The following is a 21,847-nucleotide window of genomic DNA, read 5'->3' as shown; positions in this document are numbered from 1 at the left end:
ATGACCTTCCCATTCGTAAAAAATGGTTGAAGTCGCTTGACTCAGGTTCGCGTTCCGCTACACTCCGACTAACGAATCCATGTCGAGTGGCTTCGGTGTGTAGCGGCCGGGAAACTGGTCAGCTTGAAGTTCTCAAAAGCCCACGGTTGCCGCCGTGGGCTTTTGTTTTTGTAGGATTACAGTCTAGACATGGCTTAAAACCTCGATTCGTAGTACGAAGTCCTTAAAAAACAAGCACTTAGCTTTTTGCGTCTTCCGACGCAGCTTTAGCTAACCCTTCCAGATGTTCGCGAATGGCCGATTGGGCCGCTTCCGCTTCTTCCTCGCTGCGGAACTCAATGCGCATGACTTTCTTTGCGATACGAACATCGCACCAAGTCGCCTTTCCCGCCTTGATTTTGAAGCCGGTAGATGCGGCAGGCCTGGTCTTAACCTGCTCGGCCTTAGTCATCCGTACGGCCTGCTGTTGATCGATCTTCTTCTCGGCCAACAACTTAACCGCTTCGACGACCCGATCCCCGCGACCGTCTTTGGTCGCCCTTGCCAACTCGGCGCCAGCATTCGACCCGAGCAGGTCTGGGCGGCTATCGAGAAGGCTTAGGACCTCGGGAGGCAAGTTCCGGAACGACAAAATCTCTGAGAGAGTCGAGACAGGTACACCAGCCTGTTCAGCTATTGCGGCTTGAGTCTTGTCTGGGCTGCGAAGCAGCAGTTCGTCGAACTTCCGAAACTTCTCGAAATCCGTTAAATCTGACTGCATAAGGTTCGCGTAGAACGCGCCCGTGTCAGCCTCGTCTGAACTAAGTTCGCCGAGCACGCAGCGTATGTGATCGCGCCCAAGCTCGCGGTACGCGTCTGTCCGGTGATGCCCGGAGACAATCTCGAAGCCTCCCGCAGGCCGAGGGCATACAATCACAGGATGAACGAGCTTGTTGTGCCTGAGGTTTTCCCTCAATTCGACATACTTCTCGGGAGGCATGAAGCGTCTGCGGCCTGGGACCTCATGCAGTTGGTCGATAGGCACATCCACTGCGCCGCCGCTGACGCGGGCCGACTCAAGTTCTGCTCTTAGTTGCGCGATCTCGTTAGCCTGTCGCTCAACCTTCCCTTGCATATGCATTAACTGACCGGGCGCAGTTCGCGGCGCTTGCGGACCGCGCGCAGCGGCTTTCTCCAAGTCTTCCGCCGTGACCTTGATGTTCCCAGCCTTTGCGGCAAGCTTTTCTCTCAAACTCATTCTTCAATTCCTTGCCAAAGCGCGCTGACCTTGTCGTCCACATAGTCGACAAACTCATCGCAGGGTTGGCGAATGCGTCGCATCGTCTCGGTGTTCGCCTCGCTAGAGGAGAGGTCATAGACCGTGCGAAATTGAATGCTGCTGTTACGGGCGAGGTCCGTCTCAGGGATCTCAATCGGCAGCACGCGCGACCCATAGACGCCGCGAATCCAGTCTGCCACCAGGCGAGGAGCGTTCTTTTTCTCCATGCGTGTCATGAGAACATCGAGAAAGTCGAACTCCTTTTTAGATCCCTCGCTCTGCTCTTCCATGCCTGTTACTAGGTCCGAGAAGAGTTGCCAGAACTGGACCATAGACGCGAAAGCCAAGGTGTCCGGGACCACCGGTACGATGACGCCATCGGCAGCGAAAATCGCGTTGATGGTCAGGTAGCTGAGGGTAGGAGCCGTGTCGAGGATGATGTAGTCATATTCGTCTTTCAACGAATCGAGGCCGTTACTTAACACGCGCTCGAACGGAATATGGCCTTCCTCTGCCGTCGCCCGAGCCGGAAGCATAAACTCCGCGTTGAAAAGCTCAGTAGACGAAGGAATCAAATCCAGGTTAGGCCAGTAAGTCTCCTGAGGAAGCCCTCGCATATCGAAGGACTCGCCCGCCAAATACGCCTCGATGAGCGGCATAATGGTGTTTTCGGACGACACCTCGGCATGTGGATTGATGCCATACAGCGTGGTTGCGCTTCCCTGCGGATCCAGATCAACGTGGCACACCTTCCGACCTCGCCGCAGACTCAAGCCCTGGCAGAGGAGGGTGGACATAGTGGTCTTCGTGACACCGCCCTTGAAGTTCGCAACTGCAATGACTTTACCTGGTCCCCTTCGCGGGACAGGCTTAAGTTCCGCTCGGATCCATTGCATTGCCTCGCTGAGGCTGAAATAGCGCACTGCACCGGGTCGCGATTGCTGGCCCTGAGGGAGATCCCCCTTTTTGAGGGACCGGTTCATCCGCGTTTTGTCGATGCCACACAATTCTTGTAGGCGGCCAGACGGGATCAGCGGGGCTTCCTTCCGAGGAAATGGCTCCAGCATCTCATCCCGAATTTTCTGCAGCATCACCGCGGAGAGATTTGCCAACTGCTTCAAATCCTCAGGCGTCGTCTTGCTGGGGTGGGCTAGCTTGATATCCATTCGGTTCAAAAACCTTTAAGCTGTTCACCGGAACCGCCGGTGGATCGTGCAACCGTTTTCGGCAAAAATGACGTCCGCGGTTGCGTTGCCGTGAAGGTTAGCGGCCCTTAGACGTATACGCAAGTTAACTTTGTGCCTGTTGTACCCGAGAGATCGAGCTGTTCCCCCGGTACTTACGGGTCGTTGTTAAAGTAAAAGGCGAGGAATTCTACGAAAGTGCCATATAACGCACAAAGAATGCGCGCCTCAGGAAGTAAGGCTTAGGCCAGCCTCAAGGACGAAGCGCGAGGTCGGGTTCTTCTTCGCCGTTGAGATAAACAGGCAATCCCTGGCGCGCGTGACGGCGACGTAGAAGAGGCGCCTTTCTTCGCTTTCTGGGCTTTCGCTGTCGGGAACGATTGTCTCTTCGGCTCGGACTATGGCTACGCTGTCCCACTCCCGTCCTTTTGAGGCGTGCATGGTGGTTAGCACGAGGGCGTCGGCGGCGGGTTCGTTGTTTCTCCGTCGAAGATACTCAAGGCGGGCCACGAATGGTCCGTTGAGCTGGCTGAGGACGTCGTAGCAGGTGTTGATGGCACGCTTGCCGGCGTCCTCAGTCACATACTTGAGCATCCATTCGCGGACCCCATCCAACGTCAGCGCATGGAATTCGCGATCGTATAGGGCACGCCATTCGGCGAGTCGTTTCAAGAAATCCCTGTACTTCTCGGCCGTCTCCTCTGATATTCCCGATTCGACCAGGTCCTTTTTGCGCGGGGCAGAGATCAACTCACCCTCGGCGGCTTCCTGGGCGTGAAGCTGTTGAAGCTCAAGGGTTCCGATGCCAGAGTATCCAAGTAGAGCATCGACACCAGTCAACTTTGCTCGCTGTATAAGCTCCAACATATCTCCCATCAGTGCTGCCTCGGGACGATCGAGGATCGATTTGCCGGCGGCACGGTAGTACTTCACTCCATGGGATCTACACACCGCCTCTATGGGATCAAGAATGCGATTAGTCCGAGCGAGCACCGCGGCGGTCTTCCCAGCACGAATCGCCGGCGCCAGCGTTTCAACTACGGCAACCGCTTCCTTGTACTCGTCGTCGAATCTCTTGAATTCGACTGAGCCGCCGGAGCCCCGATGTGCCAACAGGTCCTTCGAAATCCGCTGCGCGTTGTTACGGATAATTTTGTCAGCGGCACTCAGAATCTCGGAATGAGAGCGATAGTTCTTGCCGAGCACGATAGCGCGAGCATCAAACTCCTTGATGAACGCCTCCATGCCCTGATAGCCGAGGGCGTCACGAAAGCCAAAGATGGTTTGATCATCGTCCCCGACGACACACACAACAGAGCCGGCCGCCGCATGCAATGAAGTCCACCGCGATTGCAGGCTATCGCAATCTTGATATTCGTCGACCAGCAGGTGGTGAACGGAGTAGGGCCGGATGCCACCCGTTAGCATGCCGGCCACCGCCATGCGCAGCATGTCCTGAAAGTCGATCTTCCCGTTTCGTGACAAAGCGGCTTGGTATGCCTCGAAGATCTGTGCGTCTACAGTACCGGGCTTCGGATCGTCCAAATGATGCTTCGAACGTTCTATGGAGGCCAGCGCATCCTCCACCTTCCAATCGATGCCGCGCTCCTGAAGGATCTGGCCAACGATCGCTGCGCGGACACCGTCGGTGACGATGTCGTTCAACTTGCCTCCATTCTTGCCCAATTGCTTGTATGCGAGTGAGTGAAAGGTGCCTGCGACCAGCCGCTTTTTTGCCGTAGGACCCGCCAATTTGAGAATCCGATCGCGAAGCTCAATCGCAGCATCCTTGCTAAAAGTGACCGCACCTACGGTAAGGGCTGGGTTGCTCAGAAGCAACGCGGCTTTGGCGGCAATCGTCGCTGTCTTCCCTGCACCAGGCACAGCGACGGCCACGCAATGGTCGCGGCAGTCAACGACTTCCCGCTGGGACGGATTCAGCTTTTCGAGAACTTCTGCGAGAGACATAACTCGGTGTGGCGAATGCCTGGGATGGTCATTGACCGACTTGGTCGGACTTGGTGCCAGCAACGAAGAGGAAGTGCCACCAACTGCCTGTTGCTTGACTTGTGCCGTTATGCAAACAGGCACCATGTAAGACTTAGCCCCAATTGGTGGCACGTGCTGACACAATGTCCGACTTACGCTGTGGGTAACTCCGATCCGTCATCTGGCACCTAATGGCACCACGTCCAACCATGTCGGATGGCGACGGACTTGGTGCGACCATAGTCGCGCCGGAAGCACTAGATGCCGCGCACGGTTGTCATGAGCTTCAGGTGCGTCGTGTAGCTGCGCAGGCCCAAAGGCTGGAACTTACGCAAGAACCGCGACACCTCTTCATTGACGTCGCTCTGGTCGCGGATGCCGTTCCACACCATGAAGTCGAACTGGTCCATCGTCTGGTCGAATTTGATCAGCACCTGCAACGCCCGCACCGCGAACCGGGAGTACGCCTGGACCTCAAGGGAGACCGACGGGCGCTGGATCGTAGGTACAAATACGATATCCCCGGCCCCCCGCATCTCGGTTTCGCGTTGCTCTCGGTATGCGCTGGCCACTCGCACCTGCTCGTCCACATAGTCCTCGAGCTTCGACAGTTCGCGTTCCAGGAACGTCTCCAGTGTGGACAACTCCGTTCGCGTGAAGGTGCTCTGGCCGAAGCGCTGGAGATTCAGCGACATCCTGTTCATGTAGGGCCACCATTGTTCGAACAGGGGTCGCAGGCGCGTGTGATTCAGCTTCAGGGCGACAGACACGACGGCAGCGCCCGCGAGTTCGCGGTCCAGGATCTGCAGGCCCAGCTCGCGACGCCGGCGGATGATTGCCTGGCGCTGTTCCGGCTGAAGTTCGCGAAAGAGCTTCCGGGTTCGCTCGACCTCAGCCTTGCGTTGCTCATGATCGGCCGGCGAGAGCAGCCCCTCATTGCGCAGCGCATCGGCGGACGCGTCCATCTCGTTGAGCTCGTGCTCGACGTCCCCGGTGCTGTCGATGGTTCCGAGCGTGCTCGGGGTAGGGGAAGCCGCTACCGAAGCGTCAAGGCTGCTCTCATCGGCGGGGATCAGGTCGGTCGTGGTCATGATTTCTCCGTTTGGAAGGCCATCCACATGGCCTCGTCGTAATTGAGTGGCCGGACTATTTGCCGACATGGAACGACGCCGCGAGGCGCCAGCAAAGCAGGCCCACCAGGCACACCACATAGGTCCACCAATTGGCGAGCAGGGAAATCGGGAGAAGCAAAGCGGAGGCTCCAATCCCGAAGCAAAGCATCAGGCCGTGGGCTGCGACATGGAATGACACGGGATTGGCGAATCCCGCGCTTGCAGCGTGGATCTTTCGCGATACCGATCCGTCATTGAAAATCGCCAGAATCAACACTGTCGCGCCCAAGAGCCAGTGGTGGGCAACCGCGGAACGGTATAGCGCCCGATAGATGGTCAGCCAGAAGTGCTGCATCCAGCCGCGGCCGAACGTTGACGCGCCCCCGTCCGAGAAAGCAGTTGGGGCATCGGAACCGGCGAAGGATGCTTTCACCGCCCCAGAGTCGATGAACCACTCGCGAAAGCGAGCGTTTGCCGATGCCACCGCGATATCGGCCTTCTCCGTCCCAAGGACCCCTTCCACAGACGCCCTTTCGGAACGACTGATTTCGAACGCTGTCTGGTCCTGAATGAATGGCGCCAGCGTGCAGATCATGAGTGGCGAAATAATCAGCCAAAGACGGACGTGGGATGCGAATCGGCTACTTGCCATGGTTCAGATCCACCGCAGTAGCAGCAGGACGGGGAAGCTGGGGATCGCAACAAGCGCGGCCCAGAACACACCCGGCTTGGCGAGAGAGATGTTCACAAGCGCGAAGCAAGGTGCGGCCTTGGTGGCTGTGAACGCCTCAGGCGGCGTCTCGTCCGGGTAAGCATGCGAGACCAACCAATCTTGCATGGCCAGCGCCAGGGCCGGGTCGACGTTACAGATGCGTGCGGCCACCATAGCCGGAATACGGCGAAGCCGCTGCCCGACCCAGCGGGCGTCAGTGTGCAAAGTTGCCAGCGACATCGTAGCTCTCGAAGTAACGGGAGAAGGCGTATCCGGTCAGCACCCGGGCCGCGAGTTGAAACGCAGCACAGCGCTGGGAAACCTCGCCGGGGACCGGCTCGTCAACGACTTGGCAGACGTAGCCCGCCAGCTGCCGTTGCTCGAATGCCGGGATCGATTCGTGGAACGGGTACCAGACGTTGTACTTTTCGCCCTTGAATGCGGCATAGCGCTTGTTGTACAGGTCATGCGCGCGCGAGAAGAGGCCCTTCATGAACGCGACAGACGGATCACCATGCTTGCGCGCGGCGCGCCATGCTGCGATGCCGTCCGTCAGCATTTCTTTGATCAAAGGCTCTTCCCGCACACGGTAGTTCGTGCCGATGTAGTCGACCACGCGGGCACAGATCTCATCGAGGTCCGGAGAGAGGGTGAACACCGGGGAGAGCTTCGCCGACAAATTGTGTTGCTTGATAACTTCGCGGAACAGGCTGCTGCGCATGGATGGTTAGTCCTGAATAATTGGAATACGACCTTGGTAGACGGCGCCGCCGGATATCCGTAGGAAGTACTGGAGGTTCGGCAGTTGCATGACCAGGTCATGCGGAATCAGGGGTACCTTTTCAAGCTGTGCGGATCGCGAAACGGAGCCACTAAATTCACCTACGTGCGCTTCCGTGCCGGTACTCGTGCTGCTGGAGATCACCAGGTTGCGGATAGCCGTCGTCCCGGCCTTCTCGGCGAACCACTGCGCGGTGTCGATGTCTTCCAAGCGTAGAACGATCTGGTTGTTCAGATTGCCCAAAACCTGCTGCATTTTGGCCACGTTTCCAAGTTTTGCCGTGAAATCGGAACGCGTCTGGTAAGCAACGAACGCCTTGAAGCCTGCACCACGCCCCTTGTTGAGAAGCTGGAGCAACTGCTCGTTGATGGCCTCAGCCGTTTCGTCAACTTGAAGGACGATCTCGGGAGGCTTCGCGTAGAAGTTGTAGATCGCGCCAGCGACCGAAGCGATGTCCGCGAGCAGCATGGACATCACCGCTTGCGCGACCATGGAGTTCGACAGGGAGTCCGCACCGACGTAGAGCACGGCCTTCTGTTTGATGACCTTGTCGATATCCCAGATTTCTCTATCGTCCTCGAAGTCATCCGCTTTGGGCGCTAGCATGAGGCCGGTCTCGCCGGTGGCCAGCATCTGCAGGAGGGGCAGGGCAGAGGCGATGATACGGCCGTAGTGGTCTCGATCGTGTTGAAACGTCGAGATGAGACCGTCGATCGACTCGTGGCCCTTGCCCAGATTCGAGAAGCGGTCGATATACAGTCGAACCATAGCGTCCAGACGGGTACCGCCACCTTTCTGACCGACTTGCTGCATGTATCCGGCGACCTCGTCTTCCCAGTCCGTCATGCCGGCTTCGGGGAAAAAGCGCTGAAGCGCACGCTCGAGCAGGTTGTTGATACCGTTCTGTGCGTATTGGAGGATGGAGCGCAGGTTGGGCTTGTCGCCGACGTAGAGCTCGCCTTTGACAGAACGATCGATGAACAGGAACGCAAACTGCCGGAACGGGCCTTCCTCCATGAGCTGGGCGACGCGCGTGGGTATCTCCGACGGTTGCGACCAGTTTTCCAGTGGATTCAAACGGATGGATTGGGACGGCGCCGCCTGCTTCCAATACAGAAACTTCCGACCCGTACGCTCGCATTCTCGCCGGCATCTTGCGACCCACTCGACGTCGTTCTTCGGATCGATCACGATCAAAACGTCATTAGGGTTATGAATAACCTGCGTGGAAATCAGTTCGAATGTGCGCGTCTTGCCCGCACCGGTGGTGCCGCTGATGGACGTGTGGCCGCCCATCGCCTTGTAGTGAAACGGCACTGGCTGCTTCTTGGTCTCCAGACCCGCAATCCAAGGTTTGCCTTGAGGCGAATGGTCCGCAATGCTGTTGGCGGGAGCAAAGGCCTTTTCGATGGCACGTACCGTTTCGTTCGGCAACCATTTTGGCAAGCCGGGAATATCGGTGGACGGCATGCGCAGAATATCGTGCGCAAGTTGACAGTGCTTCTGGGTCCATTCGTAGCCGGTGCCGAGGTACATGGCGTCCACGTCTTTGTCCTTCGAGCGGAGACCGCGGCTGGCATCGAGAAGATCATCGATCTTGACCACGGTAAGCCACTTGGTGGAAATGGCGAGTCGGAATCTGAGGGCGCGCCAAACCTGCGCGGACCGTAGCAGTAGGGCACATAGGCACAAGAGCGCGAAATAGCCAGCGTGCGGCATGCCGCTCAACAGAATCAACAAAGCTGCGACGGTCCAGCCAACGGCCGCGCGAAATTCGTAAATGGGCCGGAAATGGTTGATGTAGTGATTCATCATGATGCAGTCTCCGGCGCGATGAGACGTCCTACTTCGTCGACCAACAGAATATTCTGGCCATCGACCTTGTATAGGTGCTTGCCCTTTCGCAGATGCTCGACAAGGGTGTCGGACGCCAGGCCAAAGTTGCCGAGCGAGCGCTTGCTAATCGAGACTTTGCCGTCGATCCGCGCGACCTTGGCTTTGCCGCTGGCAACGTCCTGGGCCAGCGCCTTGAAGAACTCCCGCATCAAGTTAGAGCTGCCGGCCAAAGCCTTGAAGGGATCGTCGGCGGATAACTCCTTGCGCAACGAACGCGCTCCGTCGAGCTGAACCACATTTCGCGCCGCCGAGGCATCCGAGGCCGTGGCATCCGGCGATTCGACCTGAGCCTGCGAACCAAGGCCCGCGGATTCCGCTGGCGAGACGTTACCCTTTCCGTCGGCGTGCTGCGTGGAAGTGGCCGGCGGCGGCGCCGGCACCGGTGCGTCAGCCTGAGCCAAGGACGGATTGACAGCCTTCTCCAGCCTCTCGGCTGTCGGAACGGGCGTCGAGTCCGGGGGGAATTCTGCTTTTCTGGCCTTGATCTCGAACTGGGTCAGTGTGTCGATGGATTGCCGTACAACCTTATGCAGCAGCGTTTCGAGTCCGGTCGGTCGAGGATCCGGATTGATCGCACCGAAAAGCTCGGTGAGCACCTGGCTGTCGAAGGCACTTAATCGTTCGCTACCAAGAATCTCGCGCGCGAGAAGTGCGGTGCGCATACGCTCAATGGGCTGGATAGCCTCGCGTCTCGTGACACGGTAATTGCTTGTGCCGACCCAGGGACCGAAGGCGCCGTGGGCAGCGGGGATCCACTCTGCACCATCGCTGTCGCGATAGAACTGAAAGTGACGGCACGGCTCGTCGAGCCGCGAGCAGCACGCTGCAAGGAAAAGGGCGTAGAGATACTGAGGCTCGAGCATGCGCCGGCGCTCAGACGGCTGGTCTGCACCGAACTTCTGCGCGCCGGACAGGCGCATCGCAAAGTACGCCGCTTCGACCGTAGCGCGGAATGCACCGCCCGGTTCCGCATGTTCAGCGAAGCGCAGGGGCATACTGGAAAACCAGTCCGCGCACCGCGTCAGAATGCTCAGCCACTTTACGGCGAACAAGTCGCCGGACACCTCGTTTGCATACTGCCGAATCAACGCGATCCGGCTCTCGTGAGCTGACAAAAGCGCTGCTGCCGGCATCGAGGAATGGGTGTGCGTACTCATTATTTCAACTTCGCAAGGAACTTGCCGATGCCGCCGGCGGCCTTGAGGCCAACCCGCATGGCCCCACCGCCGCTGATGCCACCACCGGAGCCGAAGATCGCACCGGCGATTTTAGGAAGCTCGAAGGCGACAAGAATCATGAACAGCGCAATGCTCATGGCATACACGGCACCAGCCAGCGTCGCTGTGCCGGCGCTCTTCTGATCGATAAGCGTGGACACCAGTGCACTCGAGACGAGGCGAGCCATCACAGCGGCAACGACCGAATACATCGATGCGCCGATCATATAGTCCAGCCACGAAGAGAAGTAGCGACGGCTATAGTCGGAGAATCCGAGGGCGACTGCGATAGGTCCAATTACAATTCCGATGGCTGCCGCAATCTCGCCCAGGGATATGAAAAACGTGTAGAGAAGAGCTGCGAGGGCGCAAAAAACGAACGCAGCCAGCAACAGCATTCCAGCAAACGCTATCATCAAGACGTCTGAGATACCGCTTGCCGCCTTCATAGACTCAATATAGGAATCAATGAATCCGGCGCCGACGGAAGCGAGCGTCATCGCAGGTGACATCGCTTGTGTGCCTGCGATTTTGTCGGCGAGATGCTGGAAGTATTCGTAAATGCCAGGCCCGAACTTGTCATATCCGGTGTAGAGGGACGCGAAGATGCCAAGCATAAGGAGCGTCTCGAAGACCTCGGTCCAGGCCGCGACAGGTTGCGACGCCGCGGCGAAACGAATTCCAGCCAACGTCAGCGAAATGACGGCAAGCCCGAAGGCGATCTTGTCCGCGTCCGGAGTGAGGGTCTTGCTCAATGTGGTGGCGCCCCCGATCAGACCGGTACGGAACGATTCGAACTGGCTGAGCCAGCTCTTGAGCGATTCACCAATCGATCCCGGCTGCGCGAATAGCCCGGGCTTGCCACCCTTGTTCGGGGCAGTTTGCTGTGCGGTGTCGGTGCCCGCTTCAGGGGCGGACGCTTGTGCGAAAGCCGGCGGCGAATGCAATAGAAGGGCCGTCAGAAGCAAGACGATGAAGCGGGCGATCTGCATAGTGTGTGACGGTCAGTTGGACTGCAGCTTGCGGGAGAAGACGCGGGCCCGGAGGTTCTTGAGCTCTTCATCTTGAGCGGCTGCCAGTGATCGCATCGCTTCTGCGCTCTGGGTCTCCTTGGCAACGGTCTGTTGGTCCCGATCGGCGTCGGCCTGGGCACGCACACTCATGAGCTGTAGCAAATCGGAGTTCTGGCTCGCCAATACGTCGAGCATCTGGTTCGTGGTTTGCGCGGCAGCTTGCGCGGTTGCCGAAAGCTTGATTTGCGACTGGATCTTCTGGCGGCGCTTGGCGACCGATTGTGTGTTCTTGAAGATCTGCTCGCCCAGGCTGAAGAGCGCCTTGGCAGTTTTGTCGCCGTTGGTCAGGAGGGAGCGCTGATCTTCGAACCACTGTTCCTTCGTCTTGCCGGACGAGACGACCATGCTCTGAATCTTCTTCAGATAGTCGGCGTTGTCGGAGACGGTGCCATAGAGGTCCTTGAGCGTGGTGCCGTACACCTCGTACTTTCCGATCTCGTCTTTGATGCTGTTGAACTGCTCGGTGATGGCCTCTGCATCCAGACCTGTAGCTTGCAGCAACTGATTCGCCATCATCTGGTACTGGTAGACGATGTTGGTGTTCTCGTACACCTCGGACTTGATGGACTGCAACGCCGAGATCGTGGTTTGCACCAGACCCACCCAGTCGGTGACGGGTAGGGCGGCGTGAGCGGGGGCGGCGCCGAGCACGGACGCGGCGACGGCAAGGTTGGCGATCCACTTCTTCACTCTTATATCTCCCTGTTTAGGCTGCGCGCGCGAGCATTTCGCGCACGTAGCGGTCTTGCCAGTCGGGCTCGCCCGACGCGTAATGGGTGTCGCAGATGGATTGCGCCACACCGTCCGAGCGCAGCATCGCCACCATCTCGTCGTTGAAAGCGGTCTGGAGCATGCGGGTCTGGACGTTGGTGATCCAGAGGTAGTCACGGTTCGGTACCGCATCGGAGATCATCTGGATCTGGTCTTTGGTCAGGCCAAACATGTCTCCGTAAAGGTCCGTGCTCGTCTTTGCCTGGCTGTTCGGCAGATAGATCCAGTTGGCGATGTTTTCCTTGAGGATTTCAAAATTCGCCACACGCGCGATTTGCCGCAGGGACTGCGTCGCCGCCCAGATGGCTCCGTTGAGCTTCCGGATGGTGGTGATCCAGTCTTCGAAACGCTTATAGAAGCGCTCGTTCTGAAAGAAGAAGCCGCATTCCTCCACTTCGATGACGGTGTAGCGGATGCCGTCCATCGACTGGCTAATCCGGTAGAACGCATAGTCGGTGAAGAGAGCTGCCGCCCGAGGAAACTTCTGGAACAGTTCGCCGCACTCGATGCAGAGGTTGTCGCTCACTGCGAACGCATCCTCGACGTGATCAAAGAAGTGGCCGTACTGCCCGCCCACCAGCCAGATCTGAAGCCGCTCGCGCAGATCGGCATGGAGCATCGTGGAGAGGGCACTGAGGGTCCACCGCTCGCGGGGATAGCTCGCGAGCAGCTTCACTGCCTCGAACATGTCCTGACTCTGTTGCGGAGAAAGGGAGAAATCGTCGTCTTCGAGGGCCAGCGTTAGCCATTCGGTGACGTAGGTAAAGCTGCCCGGGTCGGCGAGCAGAGACAGCGGATTGACCGGTGTGCTCGCCTGGAACTTGCCGGTTACGTCGATGAATGCCCCCCCGCTCAGCAGCGTGGGGATACGCGTGGAGCGGTCTTTGTCGAAACGGATGCGACGCGCCTTGTGCCGATCCGCCTGCGACACTAGGAAGTTGAGGAAAACTGACTTCCCCGCGCCGATGGGCCCGATTACAAACAGGTGTCCATTGCCGCCTGGTTGATGCATATCGACGCGCTGGCCAGTCCGATGACGGGTGGGCAGGCAGGTGAGTGGCGGCACTTCCGTGCCTGTCTTCTCCGACAGCCAGTCGTTGCGCGTCGGACCCTCGAGCACCGACCGTACAGGAGCAATGTCGGAAACCGCGGGTGTCTCGACAAACTGCAAGCGTCGCTGGCGGTCCCAGCGGCCGGGCAGCGTGCTGTTCCACGCCGCCATCAGATTGGTCTTCTCCCGAATCGCGCCAAAGCCAGCGTTCGTCAGTGTTCCTACCACCTCGCTGACGGCATCCTCGCATTCCGCCTCGGTGTCGGCGTAGACGACTATGGAGATGTTGGCGAATCCGTGCTGTACGCCTTCAGCGGTCAGTCGCTTTAGTGCCTTGCCCGCTTCCTTGGCGAGTTCCTCCCGCCCCTCGTCATTCTCGTTCTCCTCCTTCGACATATATTGCTGGACCATCGAACGGAGGTTGACCGCCGCCATCTTGTAGAAGCGGCGCACCTTCTCGATATAGGCCGTTGCCCGGGCGGTGTCCAGAAAGCGGTACATGATGCAGATATCCAGCTCGGCGTCGACTTGCAGCAGAGTGTCGAGCGCCGCTTCCTGGAAGCTCATCCATTCCTTGACGGCAACGATAGCGGCATAGCGTTTGCCATGTGCGGATTCGAACAGAAGGCGCTCGGAGCCAACCGTAATTTCCGACTCACTCAGATGGGTGTCGAGCATCGTTACCGGGAAACGGATGCGACGCTTCGGCACACTGGGGTTGGCGACCTGGTGGAGCGCGGCGTAGCTGTCCTGCATCGCAAGGCGCGTTGGCTTGATGCGCGGAATCCCACCGGTAAATGCGTCCAGCATGGCTTCGAAGCGCCGCGTGTCGGAGCGGATTTTCTCCATGTCGAAGGCGAACGCGCTGCGGGCAAGGACCGTATCCTTGGTCGCTTCGAGCAGGGCGGCGAAAATCGGCTTACCGCCCACGGTCATGTGATGCCCAATCTTCTCGAAGAACTTGGCCACGCCCGTCTCGGGGGTATAGGCGATGCTCAGCGAATGCGCATTGCGGTAATACCTGCCCGTGGTCATGTGGGCGCGGTTGAGCGCGTCGAGACGTGCATCCGTTCCGTTGCTGAACTCGCCGTCGACGTATCCCTTGGTACGTCGGTGCGTCAGGCGCCACCAAGCTGTGATGCGGTTGTCAAAGGAGCGGCACGCTTGGTCGAGCTGGTCTCGCGCGGAGGTGATGTCGCTCGCGTCCGCGCTATCGGCATCCACACCACGGAATTCGTAGTTAGCGAGCAGTGATCCGTCCTTGTTCAGGATGAGCTCGGGAGTAATCGAGGTGAGCCACGGCGCGATTTCCGCCAGCGGCCGTCGTTTCAGCTTCAGCATGGCAGGTCGCTGTCAAAGCCATAGGGGCGGCGGAACACCGCGTGAGACTTGCCGTGCCATGGCAGCGACTCGTACAGGTCTCCGTACTGGTTGTAGACGTTCAGGATCTGGTTCCACCACGGATCACGACTCGTCAGCCACGCCAGCAGTGCGTGGCTGCACAGGCCATAGACGAAAACTGCCAGCGGGATTTGCCAGCCGCTCCGATATGTGACGTAGATCAGGAGCGCGACAATCGTCCCATTGGCGATAGCCAGACTTCGTACTGCGCCAGCGATCAGGCGCGGCATGGACAGGCCGATGCTTACGTGGTGCTTGCGCATGTCAGAAACCGACACAGGAGGCGATCAGGCCTAGCGACTTCAGGATGGAAGGGGCAGCGGCCGCTAGACCCACGCCGACGCAGGCGCCGGAGATAAATTTGGAGAGGGACGACTCCGCGTTCGCGTACGCGTAGGCGCCCAGGACGATCACGATCAGGCCCACCACGAAGAGATACTTCGTGTTGATGAACGTCGCGATGCCACAGATGAAGTTGCCGAGGTTATTCAGGAATGCGTCGTCAGCGGCAACCGCCGACGTGGCGACAGCCATCATGCCGACCATCAGCAGGGCCGAGGGCGCGTACTTGCGTGCGGTGGCGCGCACGCGGTGGTTGAAGGTTAGGGTCATTTCGGAAAGACTCCGTTGGTTAAAAAACGCGGTTGATGTCGTAATCGCCGTTGCTGAAACCCTTGATCTCAATGATTTCCGAGACGTGACGCATTTCACCGGTGCGCTTCATGTGCACCACGTAGTGAATGCAATCGGCAATGAGCTTTCTCATGTCGTCGAGCTTCCATCCCGAGCCGGGGGGAATCCCAAGAAGCGCCATGCTCTCCAGGCGAGATAGGGCCGAGCGAGCGCTGCTGGCGTGAAGGGACGCCATGCCGCCGTCGTGGCCGGTGTTGAACGCCTGCAACATGTCGAACGCCTCGCCAAAGCGAACTTCGCCAACGAAGATGCGATCGGGTCGGAAACGCAAGGCGAGCGCGACGAGGTGTTGCGTAGTGACGCCCTTGTCCTTGTTCGAGAGCAGACGCACCAGATTCGGTACCGTCAGCTTGAGTTCCATCGTGTCCTCGATGGTGAGGACTCGGTCGGTGGCCGGGACGCGGCCGGCGAGCGCGTTAAGGAAAGTGGTCTTGCCCGACGACGTGCCGCCCGCAACGATGACGTTCTTGCGCCTTACGATCAACTGCTCGAGCGCACGCATCAACGCCTCGTCTTCCTCGTTGCCCAGGAAGATCGGCTCCTCAGCCTTCGTGGTCGCGTTGCGCAATGAAAACGCGCCCGCCTTGGCGTAGTCCTCCAGCGTCAGGTTCGTTTCGCGGTGGCGACGAATGCTCAGTGCGTGGCCGTCGATCGCGGTCGGCTGCATGACCGCCGCGATCCGCAGACCTTTGTGGCCGGCATTGATGATGCCCTGGGAGGTTCCGCGCACAGCGGACTTTTCAACGGAAGAGGCGAGGGAGCGAACGGCGCCTTCCACCTTAATTGGGTCCAAGACGATATCGAGCTTGGTCAGTACCCCACGTCGCTCCACCCAGATACTGTCGTGGCGGTTGATCATGACTTCCGCGACGTCCGACGCATGGATGACATCGTGCAGTGGCGCCAGCGACTCGAAGAACATCGAGACTGCGCTGTCGGCGAGCTGCGTGAGCTGCAAAAGAGGGTGGTTGTTCGCTGGGGATTCCATGCCCGCTATTGTTGGCGGGCAAATGGGCAAATGAGGCGGCGAAAGATGGCCGATTTTCAGTAGCTTTCGACAAATTCGCTTTGTTCCCACATCGGGACCGATTTCGCTTCAGCCCGACCGGAGGAACATGTTCCTTTCAAAAACGACGAATCGCACGGTCAAAACCTGAGTATTCGCGTTTCTAAGTCCGTATGCGGGGTCGAACCGAGGCATGCCAGGCATGTCGTCCGTACATCCAGACTCTGAGGAGATTTCCTTGATTGCGGGGGGCGGCATGGGGATATGACAGTCGCTCTAATGCAAATAAATGGAAAGCTCCGCGAAATGGCATAGCTTTCGGGATAAGCGGAAGGCGAATCACTGATTCAATTAGCGGCATCCCATTGGACCGCCGCAGCATGCCATTCTTTCGAAAATCCGCCGACAAAGCCAAGCCCCTGACCGTGGCGCCAGGTATGTATGGCAATGAGCGTCCGGAGCAAGCGATATTCGATATCACCACACGCATCAGCGTGGATCGCAACCATTGGAAGTTGGCAACGTTCGGGCTCGGCGTGATTGCGGTGGCTGCGATCCTGACCCGCGAGCCTCCGCCGTCTGTTGTGAAGGTGGTGGGCGTATCGTCGGACGTGACTGGCAAGCCCATCACGCGCGAACTCGACGCATTTCGTCCCGATGAGCGCCAGGTGCAGGCGGCTCTCAAGGATCTGGTGCAACGCTGGTTCACGGTCGAGCCGATCCTGACGCCGCAGATTGAATCGTCGCGTATGGCATCAAACCTGCGTTCGGTTCGTGAGCAGATGCTGGGTGCCGCCAAGGACCAGTTCAACGCTTGGGTGCAAGAGGACGAGCCGTTCCGACAGGTCATGTCGTCGCCCACGCTGACGCGAGAGCCGAAGTTCATCAACATCGCGAGCCTGCCCGATAGCACGGTCGTCGTCGAGTTTGTCACGACAACTACCGAAGACGGCTACAAGCCTCGCAAGCAGCGCTACACCATCACCTTCCGGTATCAGACCAAGCCTGCAGACAAGGAGGCTGTCCTCGGTACCAACCCGTTTGGGGTGTACCCCATCTTTTTTAGCATTCAGAAATCGGCGGCTTAATCGTCGCGCATACGCCCATGGAAGCTCGCACCCCCTCCCGGTTCATCCCTCTGGCCATTGCGCTGTGCATGGCCATGCTGCTTTCCGCTCCGGACAGTCATGCGGCCGACAAAAATGCGCGTCGCACCGGCGCCGGCATGGCCGGACTGGGAATCGGCGACCTCAGCGACGCTATGAATCCGGCCAATCCGTTCAATGGCGGCGTTGATCCGATCGCATTGCCGGGTGACTCTCGGCTTGTGGTCTTCACCTACAGCCGAGATCAGATCTTCCGCGTGCTCAGCGCACCGCTGAAGATCACAACCATCGAATTTCCAGACGACGAACAGATCGTTGGCGATCCCGCCTGGGGCGAAAACGTGCGATGGGACTACGACACGGACGGTGCCAATCATCTTTACGTGAAGCCGCAGGCGGCGGGGCTGGTCAACACGCTGTCGGTCAATACGAACAAGCGGAGCTATGAGTTCACGCTCGTATCGTCTCCGCTCGGCGGCATTTTTTACCAAAAGGTCCGGTTCAAGGTTCCGACGTCGATCTCCGCCAAGGTGAAGGCGCGCAACGACGCGCGTGGTGAAGCGCCGGACGAAGCCAAGGGTGCAGAAGCCGAAGGATCGCGCAATCCGGATGCGGTTGGCGTTTCTCCCGATCAACTGAATTTCGAGTATGCGATTTCGGGGAGCGCCAGTTTCAAGCCGGAAACTGCCTTTGACGATGGCAAGGCGCTCTGGTTGCGCCTGCCCAACGCAGCGCTGCAGAACTGGCCGGTCGCTTTCATCAAGGACGGCAGCGATTTCGTGGTGGTCAATGCCATCCGCCGTGGCGGGTACCTCGTGGTGCAGCGACTGGCTGATACCGTCGTGCTGCGCTCGGGCGACGATGAAGTGAAGATCGAGCGCGGCCGCCGCCGCATCCTGGGGCTGTTCTGATGCGTGGCAAACAAAATGCGGACAACGTCACCGACGTGACGGACGCGCAGGAACGGACCGTCAAGGGGAAGCTCCCGCGCAATGTCGTCCTCGCACTGGGTGGTGCGGCGGCACTGATGGTTGGCGCCCTGGGCTATTACTTCCAGACCGTCTCGGACGAGCAGATCGACGCCAAGGCTCAGCAAGCGCGAGCCGATGAAATCAAGCAACGTGCCGGCAGCGCGGATACCGGGCAGAGCCTGGATGCGGTCATTCGTGCGCAGGCGGACAAGGCGCGTGAGGAATCCGAGAAACAGCGCAAACTGGCCATTGCGACGGATACCAAGGCGCCCGTCATGACCGCCGGCGATCTCACTAGCGCGGCGAAAGCCACAGGCGCTGCGCCGGATGCGAAGAAGAATGCGGAAGATGACCTCTTCACGTCCTCAGTATTCAAGAGCGGGACACGCAAGTCCCAGGTCGCACAGGTAAAGCAGCCGTCAGGCATGCCGGACGTGACGGATCCCGCGCAGATGCGTGCAATCCAGCAGGCTGTCGCGGCAAAGGCGGCCGCCGCGAATGCTGCGGGGGCGACCCCGGAGGGCGTTGCGCCGCAGGCATCCTCGTCGGATCGCCAGTTCCTGCGCGACGCGGGAAGTCTGAACACGCTGCGAACCGGGTTCGACGGCAAGCTGCCGCGCTGCACGCTGAGCCGCGGCTTCGTGATTCCCGCCAACTTCGCCGGCGGCCTCAACTCGGACAAGCCGGGTGAGTTTCGTGCAACGGTATCGCAGGACGTCTACGACACCGTCAAGGGTACGTGCAAAATTATTCCGGCCGGCACCACGTTGGTTGGGATGTATAGCGCAGACATTGCTGTGGGCCAGGAACGCATCCTGACCGCTTTCGTGCGCATGCAACTGCCAAATGGGAAAACCGTTCCCCTGATGGGCATGCAGGGTGCGGACCCGGACGGCACGGCTGGCAATACAGGCGACGTCAACAACCACTTCCTCAAGATCTTCGGCGGTGCGCTCGTGATCGGCGCCCTGTCGCTGCGTTTCAACGACAACCCGACAACTACCACGGTAGGACCCTCGGGTCTGGTGGCGTACGGCAATGCGGCCGGACAGGTAGCGACCCAGACGGCGCAGACGATTCTGAACCGCAACCAGAACATCCGCCCGACCATCACCACCGAGCCGGGGCAGAAGATGATGGTGCAGGTCAAGCACGATATCGTCCTGGAGCCGTATCGTGACTAAGCGGCTTGCGACGCTCCTGATTGCCGTTGCCGCATCGCTTGGCGCACAGGCTGCAACGATCGAGGCCGTCATCAGCCCCAACGCTATCGTCGTCAAGGCAGACGGGCAGGCACGCGTCCATATGCTGGATGGCAAGCCGGTCCTGTACTGCGGCCTTGACGCGTTCCTTGGCTGGTCCGCGCGGCTTCTCGGCGCGCAGATCGAGCCGGGTGCCGACGACGGACCTGTCGTGACGTTGGCTGGCAAGGCGACGCCCATTGCCCGACTGTTCACGCGAGAAGGCTGGCTGCGACCGGCCGTGCTAAACGATGCGGCGCAAGAAGCCCTGGCCGAGCGACGCGGCGGCTGGGCGTGCGCGCCGAAGACCGAGCCGTTTGCCCAGATGGGCGTTCGCGTCGATCCCAAGATCACAGCCGGCATCGCCATGAACGAGTCGTCGTATCGCGGCCGTCCGTGGCCCTGGACGCTTAACGTGTCGGGTCGCGGCATGTTCTTCGCCACGCGCGAGGAAGCGTACGCGGCCGTCAATCGTCTGCTCGCGAATGACCGTTGCGACTTCGATGTGGGCTTGATGCAGGTGAATTGGTGCTACCACGGCAAGCGTTTTGCGTCGCCGTGGGAGGCGCTTGCCCCAGCGACCAACATCCGCGTTGCCGAAGACATTCTGGCAGAGAACCTTCAGCGCAGCGGTTCGGCCATGAAGGCTGTCGCCTGGTACCACAGCGCCAATCCCGAGCGCGGTGGGCCGTACTTTTCCCGCTTCATGAAACACGTCGCCCAATTCCAATGATCAGGCCGCTCCTCTTCTCCGCTGTTGCGCTGGTCGCGGCGTGCGCTCACGCGGCCGACACTGATCCGCTCGACTTCGACTACCAGGTCGTCGCTCGCGCTGCGGATCGCCCCGCCATGGTCTTCAACGACGGCCTTTCCACCTACATTCAACCCCGGCATGGGCAGCTTGTCCAGGCGGACGGCGCCATTCAGAACGGACCTTATTGGGTCATCGATGGCGTGCCCGATGTGCTGCGCTACACCGTGAACGGGCAGCCGGTGGTGGCTCGATGGAAGAGGGCAAACGGCTTTACCTCGGAGCCGGCCAACCCTAGCGGGGATATGCCGCGGAGTCTTGCTTCCGTCTCCGGTCGTTTGGCCTTGATCGGTAACTATGCGGACCTTCCATTAGTACGGGTCGGCCGCTCGTCACTGCCGCTTGCACAGATGGTGAAGTCCATCGCGCCCGCCGGATGGAGTGGCACGGCCCAGAAAGATATCCCGCTTACCGACGACGTTTCGTTGGACGCAAAGGCGGGCGAGAACTGGGTGCAGGCGCTGGCGCGCGTGCTCGAACAGCGCAATCTCTATGCGGAGGTGGACTTCGTTCGCCGGAATATCTCGCTGCGTGCCACGCCGCCCAAAGCGTTCTCTGTAGAGCCGGGCCACGCTGCGCAGACGGCCGGCATGCTGCGTGTTGCCGCGCCAGTGGCCGACGCGGCGCCTACCGCCACACCCCTGCCGGAGGGGCCGACTCTGGCTTCGGCCTTCAATGCGCTGGCCATTCGCGATGCCAAAAATGGCCGCATCGAGGTGCGCTTCGAATCCGAACCGAAGGACCTGGAACTGCGCGATGGCTCGGGCGACAAGCTCCGCACACGATGGGATGACACCGAAAAGGTTCTGTCCTTCCCGACGGTCGACAACTTTACCGCCAGCGGTGGCGGCAAGCGCGTGGAGGTCGCGCGCGTGCCAGGCATCAACTTCCTGTTTCCGCGGGACAACAGCGCTGGCCTTGAGCGCGTTTTCGAGAAAGATGGCGCCACCTACCTGAGCTTTGCCAAATCGATGGCCAGCATCTCCGTCTTCGGAGACAACCATCAGGGAGGCGGGGAGCAAAAGGACCGGTATTACAAGTTCAACGGCGTATCCGACCACCTGACCGTCATCGCCGACGGGAACATCGTGCGTGTGGACCGCCTACCGGAGGTTCGCTTTTACGAGCGAGCGGCGGCGCAATGATCGCGTTGCGAATCGGGCTCCTGATCGCCGGGACCGCGTTTGCGAGCTTGGTCCGCGCCGACTGTCTGGACGATGCGGCCGCGTTCCATCGCGTGAGTCCCATCCTTGCCCGCGGCATCGCGCAGGTCGAGTCCGGCATGCGGTCGTGGGTGACCAACCGCAACAGCAACGGCAGCGAGGACATCGGCCTCATGCAGATCAATTCTGCCCATCTGCCTCGCCTGGCGAAGTTCGGAATCACTCGGCAGAGCCTCTTCGATCCATGCACCAACGCTTACGTCGGCACATGGATCCTCGCCGATTGCCTCAGCCGATACGGCGAGACGTGGACTGCGGTCGGTTGCTACAACGCCGGCTCGCCGGATAAGCGGCTGCGGTACGCCAATCGCGTCTACCAGAAGCTGCAATCGACCAAGTAACCCATTCGAA

21 protein-coding genes are annotated in these 21,847 nt (G+C 59.6%); 6 read left to right on the top strand and 15 right to left on the bottom strand.

All coding sequences use genetic code 11. From position 1 onward, the window contains the following. Window positions 1-238: 238 nt before the first annotated feature. From DFLDMN_RS33010 to DFLDMN_RS32940, 15 genes are all read right to left on the bottom strand, one after another. The gene (locus DFLDMN_RS33010; protein ID WP_008649477.1) at window positions 239-1,237 is read right to left on the bottom strand and encodes a ParB/RepB/Spo0J family partition protein; all 999 of its coding nucleotides are present in this window, start codon (window positions 1,235-1,237) and stop codon (window positions 239-241) included. After that, window positions 1,234-2,424 (bottom strand): ParA family protein, encoded by a 1,191-nt coding sequence (locus DFLDMN_RS33005; RefSeq protein WP_008649475.1) that lies wholly within the window; start codon window positions 2,422-2,424, stop codon window positions 1,234-1,236. The genes DFLDMN_RS33010 and DFLDMN_RS33005 overlap by 4 nt, the downstream gene beginning before the upstream one ends. Window positions 2,425-2,670: 246 nt before the next feature. Beyond that, window positions 2,671-4,410 carry an ATP-dependent helicase gene (locus DFLDMN_RS33000; protein ID WP_008649473.1) on the bottom strand — a complete coding sequence of 580 codons (1,740 nt, stop codon included), beginning with the start codon at window positions 4,408-4,410 and terminating at the stop codon, window positions 2,671-2,673. Between the two features lie 278 nt (window positions 4,411-4,688). After that, window positions 4,689-5,522, bottom strand: a complete 834-nt coding sequence (locus DFLDMN_RS32995) for a hypothetical protein (protein ID WP_008649471.1) — start codon at window positions 5,520-5,522, stop codon at window positions 4,689-4,691. A gap of 55 nt (window positions 5,523-5,577) precedes the next feature. Then, on the bottom strand, window positions 5,578-6,195 hold the full coding sequence (locus DFLDMN_RS32990; RefSeq protein WP_008649469.1) for a DUF4400 domain-containing protein: 618 nt from the start codon (window positions 6,193-6,195) through the stop codon (window positions 5,578-5,580). Between the two features lie 3 nt (window positions 6,196-6,198). Further along, window positions 6,199-6,495: a hypothetical protein gene (locus DFLDMN_RS32985; RefSeq protein WP_150982632.1), complete on the bottom strand. Its 297-nt coding sequence runs from the start codon at window positions 6,493-6,495 to the stop codon at window positions 6,199-6,201. Continuing rightward, window positions 6,470-6,976: a hypothetical protein gene (locus DFLDMN_RS32980; protein WP_008649465.1), complete on the bottom strand. Its 507-nt coding sequence runs from the start codon at window positions 6,974-6,976 to the stop codon at window positions 6,470-6,472. Before DFLDMN_RS32980 ends, DFLDMN_RS32985 begins: the two co-directional genes overlap by 26 nt. A 6-nt stretch (window positions 6,977-6,982) precedes the next feature. Beyond that, entirely contained in the window at window positions 6,983-8,848 is a 1,866-nt protein-coding gene (gene traD, locus DFLDMN_RS32975; protein WP_008649464.1) for a conjugative transfer system coupling protein TraD, read from the bottom strand. Further along, complete coding sequence (locus DFLDMN_RS32970; protein WP_008649463.1) at window positions 8,848-10,089, bottom strand: TraI domain-containing protein; 1,242 nt, start codon at window positions 10,087-10,089, stop codon at window positions 8,848-8,850. Before DFLDMN_RS32970 ends, traD begins: the two co-directional genes overlap by 1 nt. Further along, on the bottom strand, window positions 10,089-11,141 hold the full coding sequence (locus DFLDMN_RS32965) for a type IV secretion system protein (protein ID WP_008649461.1): 1,053 nt from the start codon (window positions 11,139-11,141) through the stop codon (window positions 10,089-10,091). Before DFLDMN_RS32965 ends, DFLDMN_RS32970 begins: the two co-directional genes overlap by 1 nt. Before the next feature lie 12 nt (window positions 11,142-11,153). Continuing rightward, window positions 11,154-11,912, bottom strand: a complete 759-nt coding sequence (locus DFLDMN_RS32960) for a conjugal transfer protein TrbJ (RefSeq protein WP_008649459.1) — start codon at window positions 11,910-11,912, stop codon at window positions 11,154-11,156. A 16-nt stretch (window positions 11,913-11,928) separates the two neighbouring features. Continuing rightward, on the bottom strand, window positions 11,929-14,385 hold the full coding sequence (locus DFLDMN_RS32955; protein WP_008649457.1) for a VirB4 family type IV secretion system protein: 2,457 nt from the start codon (window positions 14,383-14,385) through the stop codon (window positions 11,929-11,931). Further along, window positions 14,379-14,708, bottom strand: a complete 330-nt coding sequence (locus tag DFLDMN_RS32950; protein WP_008649455.1) for a conjugal transfer protein — start codon at window positions 14,706-14,708, stop codon at window positions 14,379-14,381. The genes DFLDMN_RS32955 and DFLDMN_RS32950 overlap by 7 nt, the downstream gene beginning before the upstream one ends. A 1-nt stretch (window position 14,709) precedes the next feature. Continuing rightward, window positions 14,710-15,057: a TrbC/VirB2 family protein gene (locus DFLDMN_RS32945; protein ID WP_008649454.1), complete on the bottom strand. Its 348-nt coding sequence runs from the start codon at window positions 15,055-15,057 to the stop codon at window positions 14,710-14,712. Between the two features lie 19 nt (window positions 15,058-15,076). Next, window positions 15,077-16,126 carry a CpaF family protein gene (locus tag DFLDMN_RS32940; protein ID WP_011239902.1) on the bottom strand — a complete coding sequence of 350 codons (1,050 nt, stop codon included), beginning with the start codon at window positions 16,124-16,126 and terminating at the stop codon, window positions 15,077-15,079. A 398-nt stretch (window positions 16,127-16,524) separates the two neighbouring features. Here DFLDMN_RS32940 and DFLDMN_RS32935 point away from each other — a divergent pair, with 398 nt between their 5' ends. The 6 genes from DFLDMN_RS32935 to DFLDMN_RS32910 are packed head-to-tail and all read left to right on the top strand — an operon-like array spanning window position 16,525 to window position 21,837. Then, window positions 16,525-17,232 (top strand): VirB8/TrbF family protein, encoded by a 708-nt coding sequence (locus DFLDMN_RS32935; protein WP_008649452.1) that lies wholly within the window; start codon window positions 16,525-16,527, stop codon window positions 17,230-17,232. Window positions 17,233-17,249: 17 nt separating this feature from the next. Beyond that, window positions 17,250-18,161: a TrbG/VirB9 family P-type conjugative transfer protein gene (locus DFLDMN_RS32930; RefSeq protein ID WP_008649451.1), complete on the top strand. Its 912-nt coding sequence runs from the start codon at window positions 17,250-17,252 to the stop codon at window positions 18,159-18,161. Beyond that, entirely contained in the window at window positions 18,161-19,405 is a 1,245-nt protein-coding gene (locus tag DFLDMN_RS32925; RefSeq protein ID WP_008649450.1) for a TrbI/VirB10 family protein, read from the top strand. Before DFLDMN_RS32930 ends, DFLDMN_RS32925 begins: the two co-directional genes overlap by 1 nt. Beyond that, window positions 19,398-20,195 carry a transglycosylase SLT domain-containing protein gene (locus DFLDMN_RS32920; RefSeq protein WP_008649449.1) on the top strand — a complete coding sequence of 266 codons (798 nt, stop codon included), beginning with the start codon at window positions 19,398-19,400 and terminating at the stop codon, window positions 20,193-20,195. Before DFLDMN_RS32925 ends, DFLDMN_RS32920 begins: the two co-directional genes overlap by 8 nt. Next, complete coding sequence (locus DFLDMN_RS32915; protein ID WP_011239903.1) at window positions 20,192-21,418, top strand: TrbG/VirB9 family P-type conjugative transfer protein; 1,227 nt, start codon at window positions 20,192-20,194, stop codon at window positions 21,416-21,418. The genes DFLDMN_RS32920 and DFLDMN_RS32915 overlap by 4 nt, the downstream gene beginning before the upstream one ends. Continuing rightward, window positions 21,415-21,837 carry a lytic transglycosylase domain-containing protein gene (locus DFLDMN_RS32910; RefSeq protein WP_011239904.1) on the top strand — a complete coding sequence of 141 codons (423 nt, stop codon included), beginning with the start codon at window positions 21,415-21,417 and terminating at the stop codon, window positions 21,835-21,837. Before DFLDMN_RS32915 ends, DFLDMN_RS32910 begins: the two co-directional genes overlap by 4 nt. The last annotated feature ends 10 nt before the right edge of the window (window positions 21,838-21,847 follow it).

Origin of the sequence: Cupriavidus sp. H19C3 (assembly GCF_049393815.1) — a bacterium.
Lineage (GTDB): Bacteria > Pseudomonadota > Gammaproteobacteria > Burkholderiales > Burkholderiaceae > Cupriavidus.
This window is presented reverse-complemented; position numbering and strand designations above follow the sequence as displayed.

Excerpts from the sequence above, each read along its gene's own strand:
- DFLDMN_RS33010 (WP_008649477.1), bottom strand. The coding sequence starts at position 1,237 with ATGAGTTTGAGAGAAAAGCTTGCCGCAAAGGCTGGGAACATCAAGGTC.
- DFLDMN_RS33005 (WP_008649475.1), bottom strand. The coding sequence starts at position 2,424 with ATGGATATCAAGCTAGCCCACCCCAGCAAGACGACGCCTGAGGATTTG.
- DFLDMN_RS33000 (WP_008649473.1), bottom strand. The coding sequence starts at position 4,410 with ATGTCTCTCGCAGAAGTTCTCGAAAAGCTGAATCCGTCCCAGCGGGAA.
- DFLDMN_RS32995 (WP_008649471.1), bottom strand. The coding sequence starts at position 5,522 with ATGACCACGACCGACCTGATCCCCGCCGATGAGAGCAGCCTTGACGCT.
- DFLDMN_RS32990 (WP_008649469.1), bottom strand. The coding sequence starts at position 6,195 with ATGGCAAGTAGCCGATTCGCATCCCACGTCCGTCTTTGGCTGATTATT.
- DFLDMN_RS32985 (WP_150982632.1), bottom strand. The coding sequence starts at position 6,495 with ATGTCGCTGGCAACTTTGCACACTGACGCCCGCTGGGTCGGGCAGCGG.
- DFLDMN_RS32980 (WP_008649465.1), bottom strand. The coding sequence starts at position 6,976 with ATGCGCAGCAGCCTGTTCCGCGAAGTTATCAAGCAACACAATTTGTCG.
- traD (WP_008649464.1), bottom strand. The coding sequence starts at position 8,848 with ATGAATCACTACATCAACCATTTCCGGCCCATTTACGAATTTCGCGCG.
- DFLDMN_RS32970 (WP_008649463.1), bottom strand. The coding sequence starts at position 10,089 with ATGAGTACGCACACCCATTCCTCGATGCCGGCAGCAGCGCTTTTGTCA.
- DFLDMN_RS32965 (WP_008649461.1), bottom strand. The coding sequence starts at position 11,141 with ATGCAGATCGCCCGCTTCATCGTCTTGCTTCTGACGGCCCTTCTATTG.
- DFLDMN_RS32955 (WP_008649457.1), bottom strand. The coding sequence starts at position 14,385 with ATGCTGAAGCTGAAACGACGGCCGCTGGCGGAAATCGCGCCGTGGCTC.
- DFLDMN_RS32950 (WP_008649455.1), bottom strand. The coding sequence starts at position 14,708 with ATGCGCAAGCACCACGTAAGCATCGGCCTGTCCATGCCGCGCCTGATC.
- DFLDMN_RS32945 (WP_008649454.1), bottom strand. The coding sequence starts at position 15,057 with ATGACCCTAACCTTCAACCACCGCGTGCGCGCCACCGCACGCAAGTAC.
- DFLDMN_RS32940 (WP_011239902.1), bottom strand. The coding sequence starts at position 16,126 with ATGGAATCCCCAGCGAACAACCACCCTCTTTTGCAGCTCACGCAGCTC.
- DFLDMN_RS32935 (WP_008649452.1), top strand. The coding sequence starts at position 16,525 with ATGCCATTCTTTCGAAAATCCGCCGACAAAGCCAAGCCCCTGACCGTG.
- DFLDMN_RS32930 (WP_008649451.1), top strand. The coding sequence starts at position 17,250 with ATGGAAGCTCGCACCCCCTCCCGGTTCATCCCTCTGGCCATTGCGCTG.
- DFLDMN_RS32925 (WP_008649450.1), top strand. The coding sequence starts at position 18,161 with ATGCGTGGCAAACAAAATGCGGACAACGTCACCGACGTGACGGACGCG.
- DFLDMN_RS32915 (WP_011239903.1), top strand. The coding sequence starts at position 20,192 with ATGATCAGGCCGCTCCTCTTCTCCGCTGTTGCGCTGGTCGCGGCGTGC.
- DFLDMN_RS32910 (WP_011239904.1), top strand. The coding sequence starts at position 21,415 with ATGATCGCGTTGCGAATCGGGCTCCTGATCGCCGGGACCGCGTTTGCG.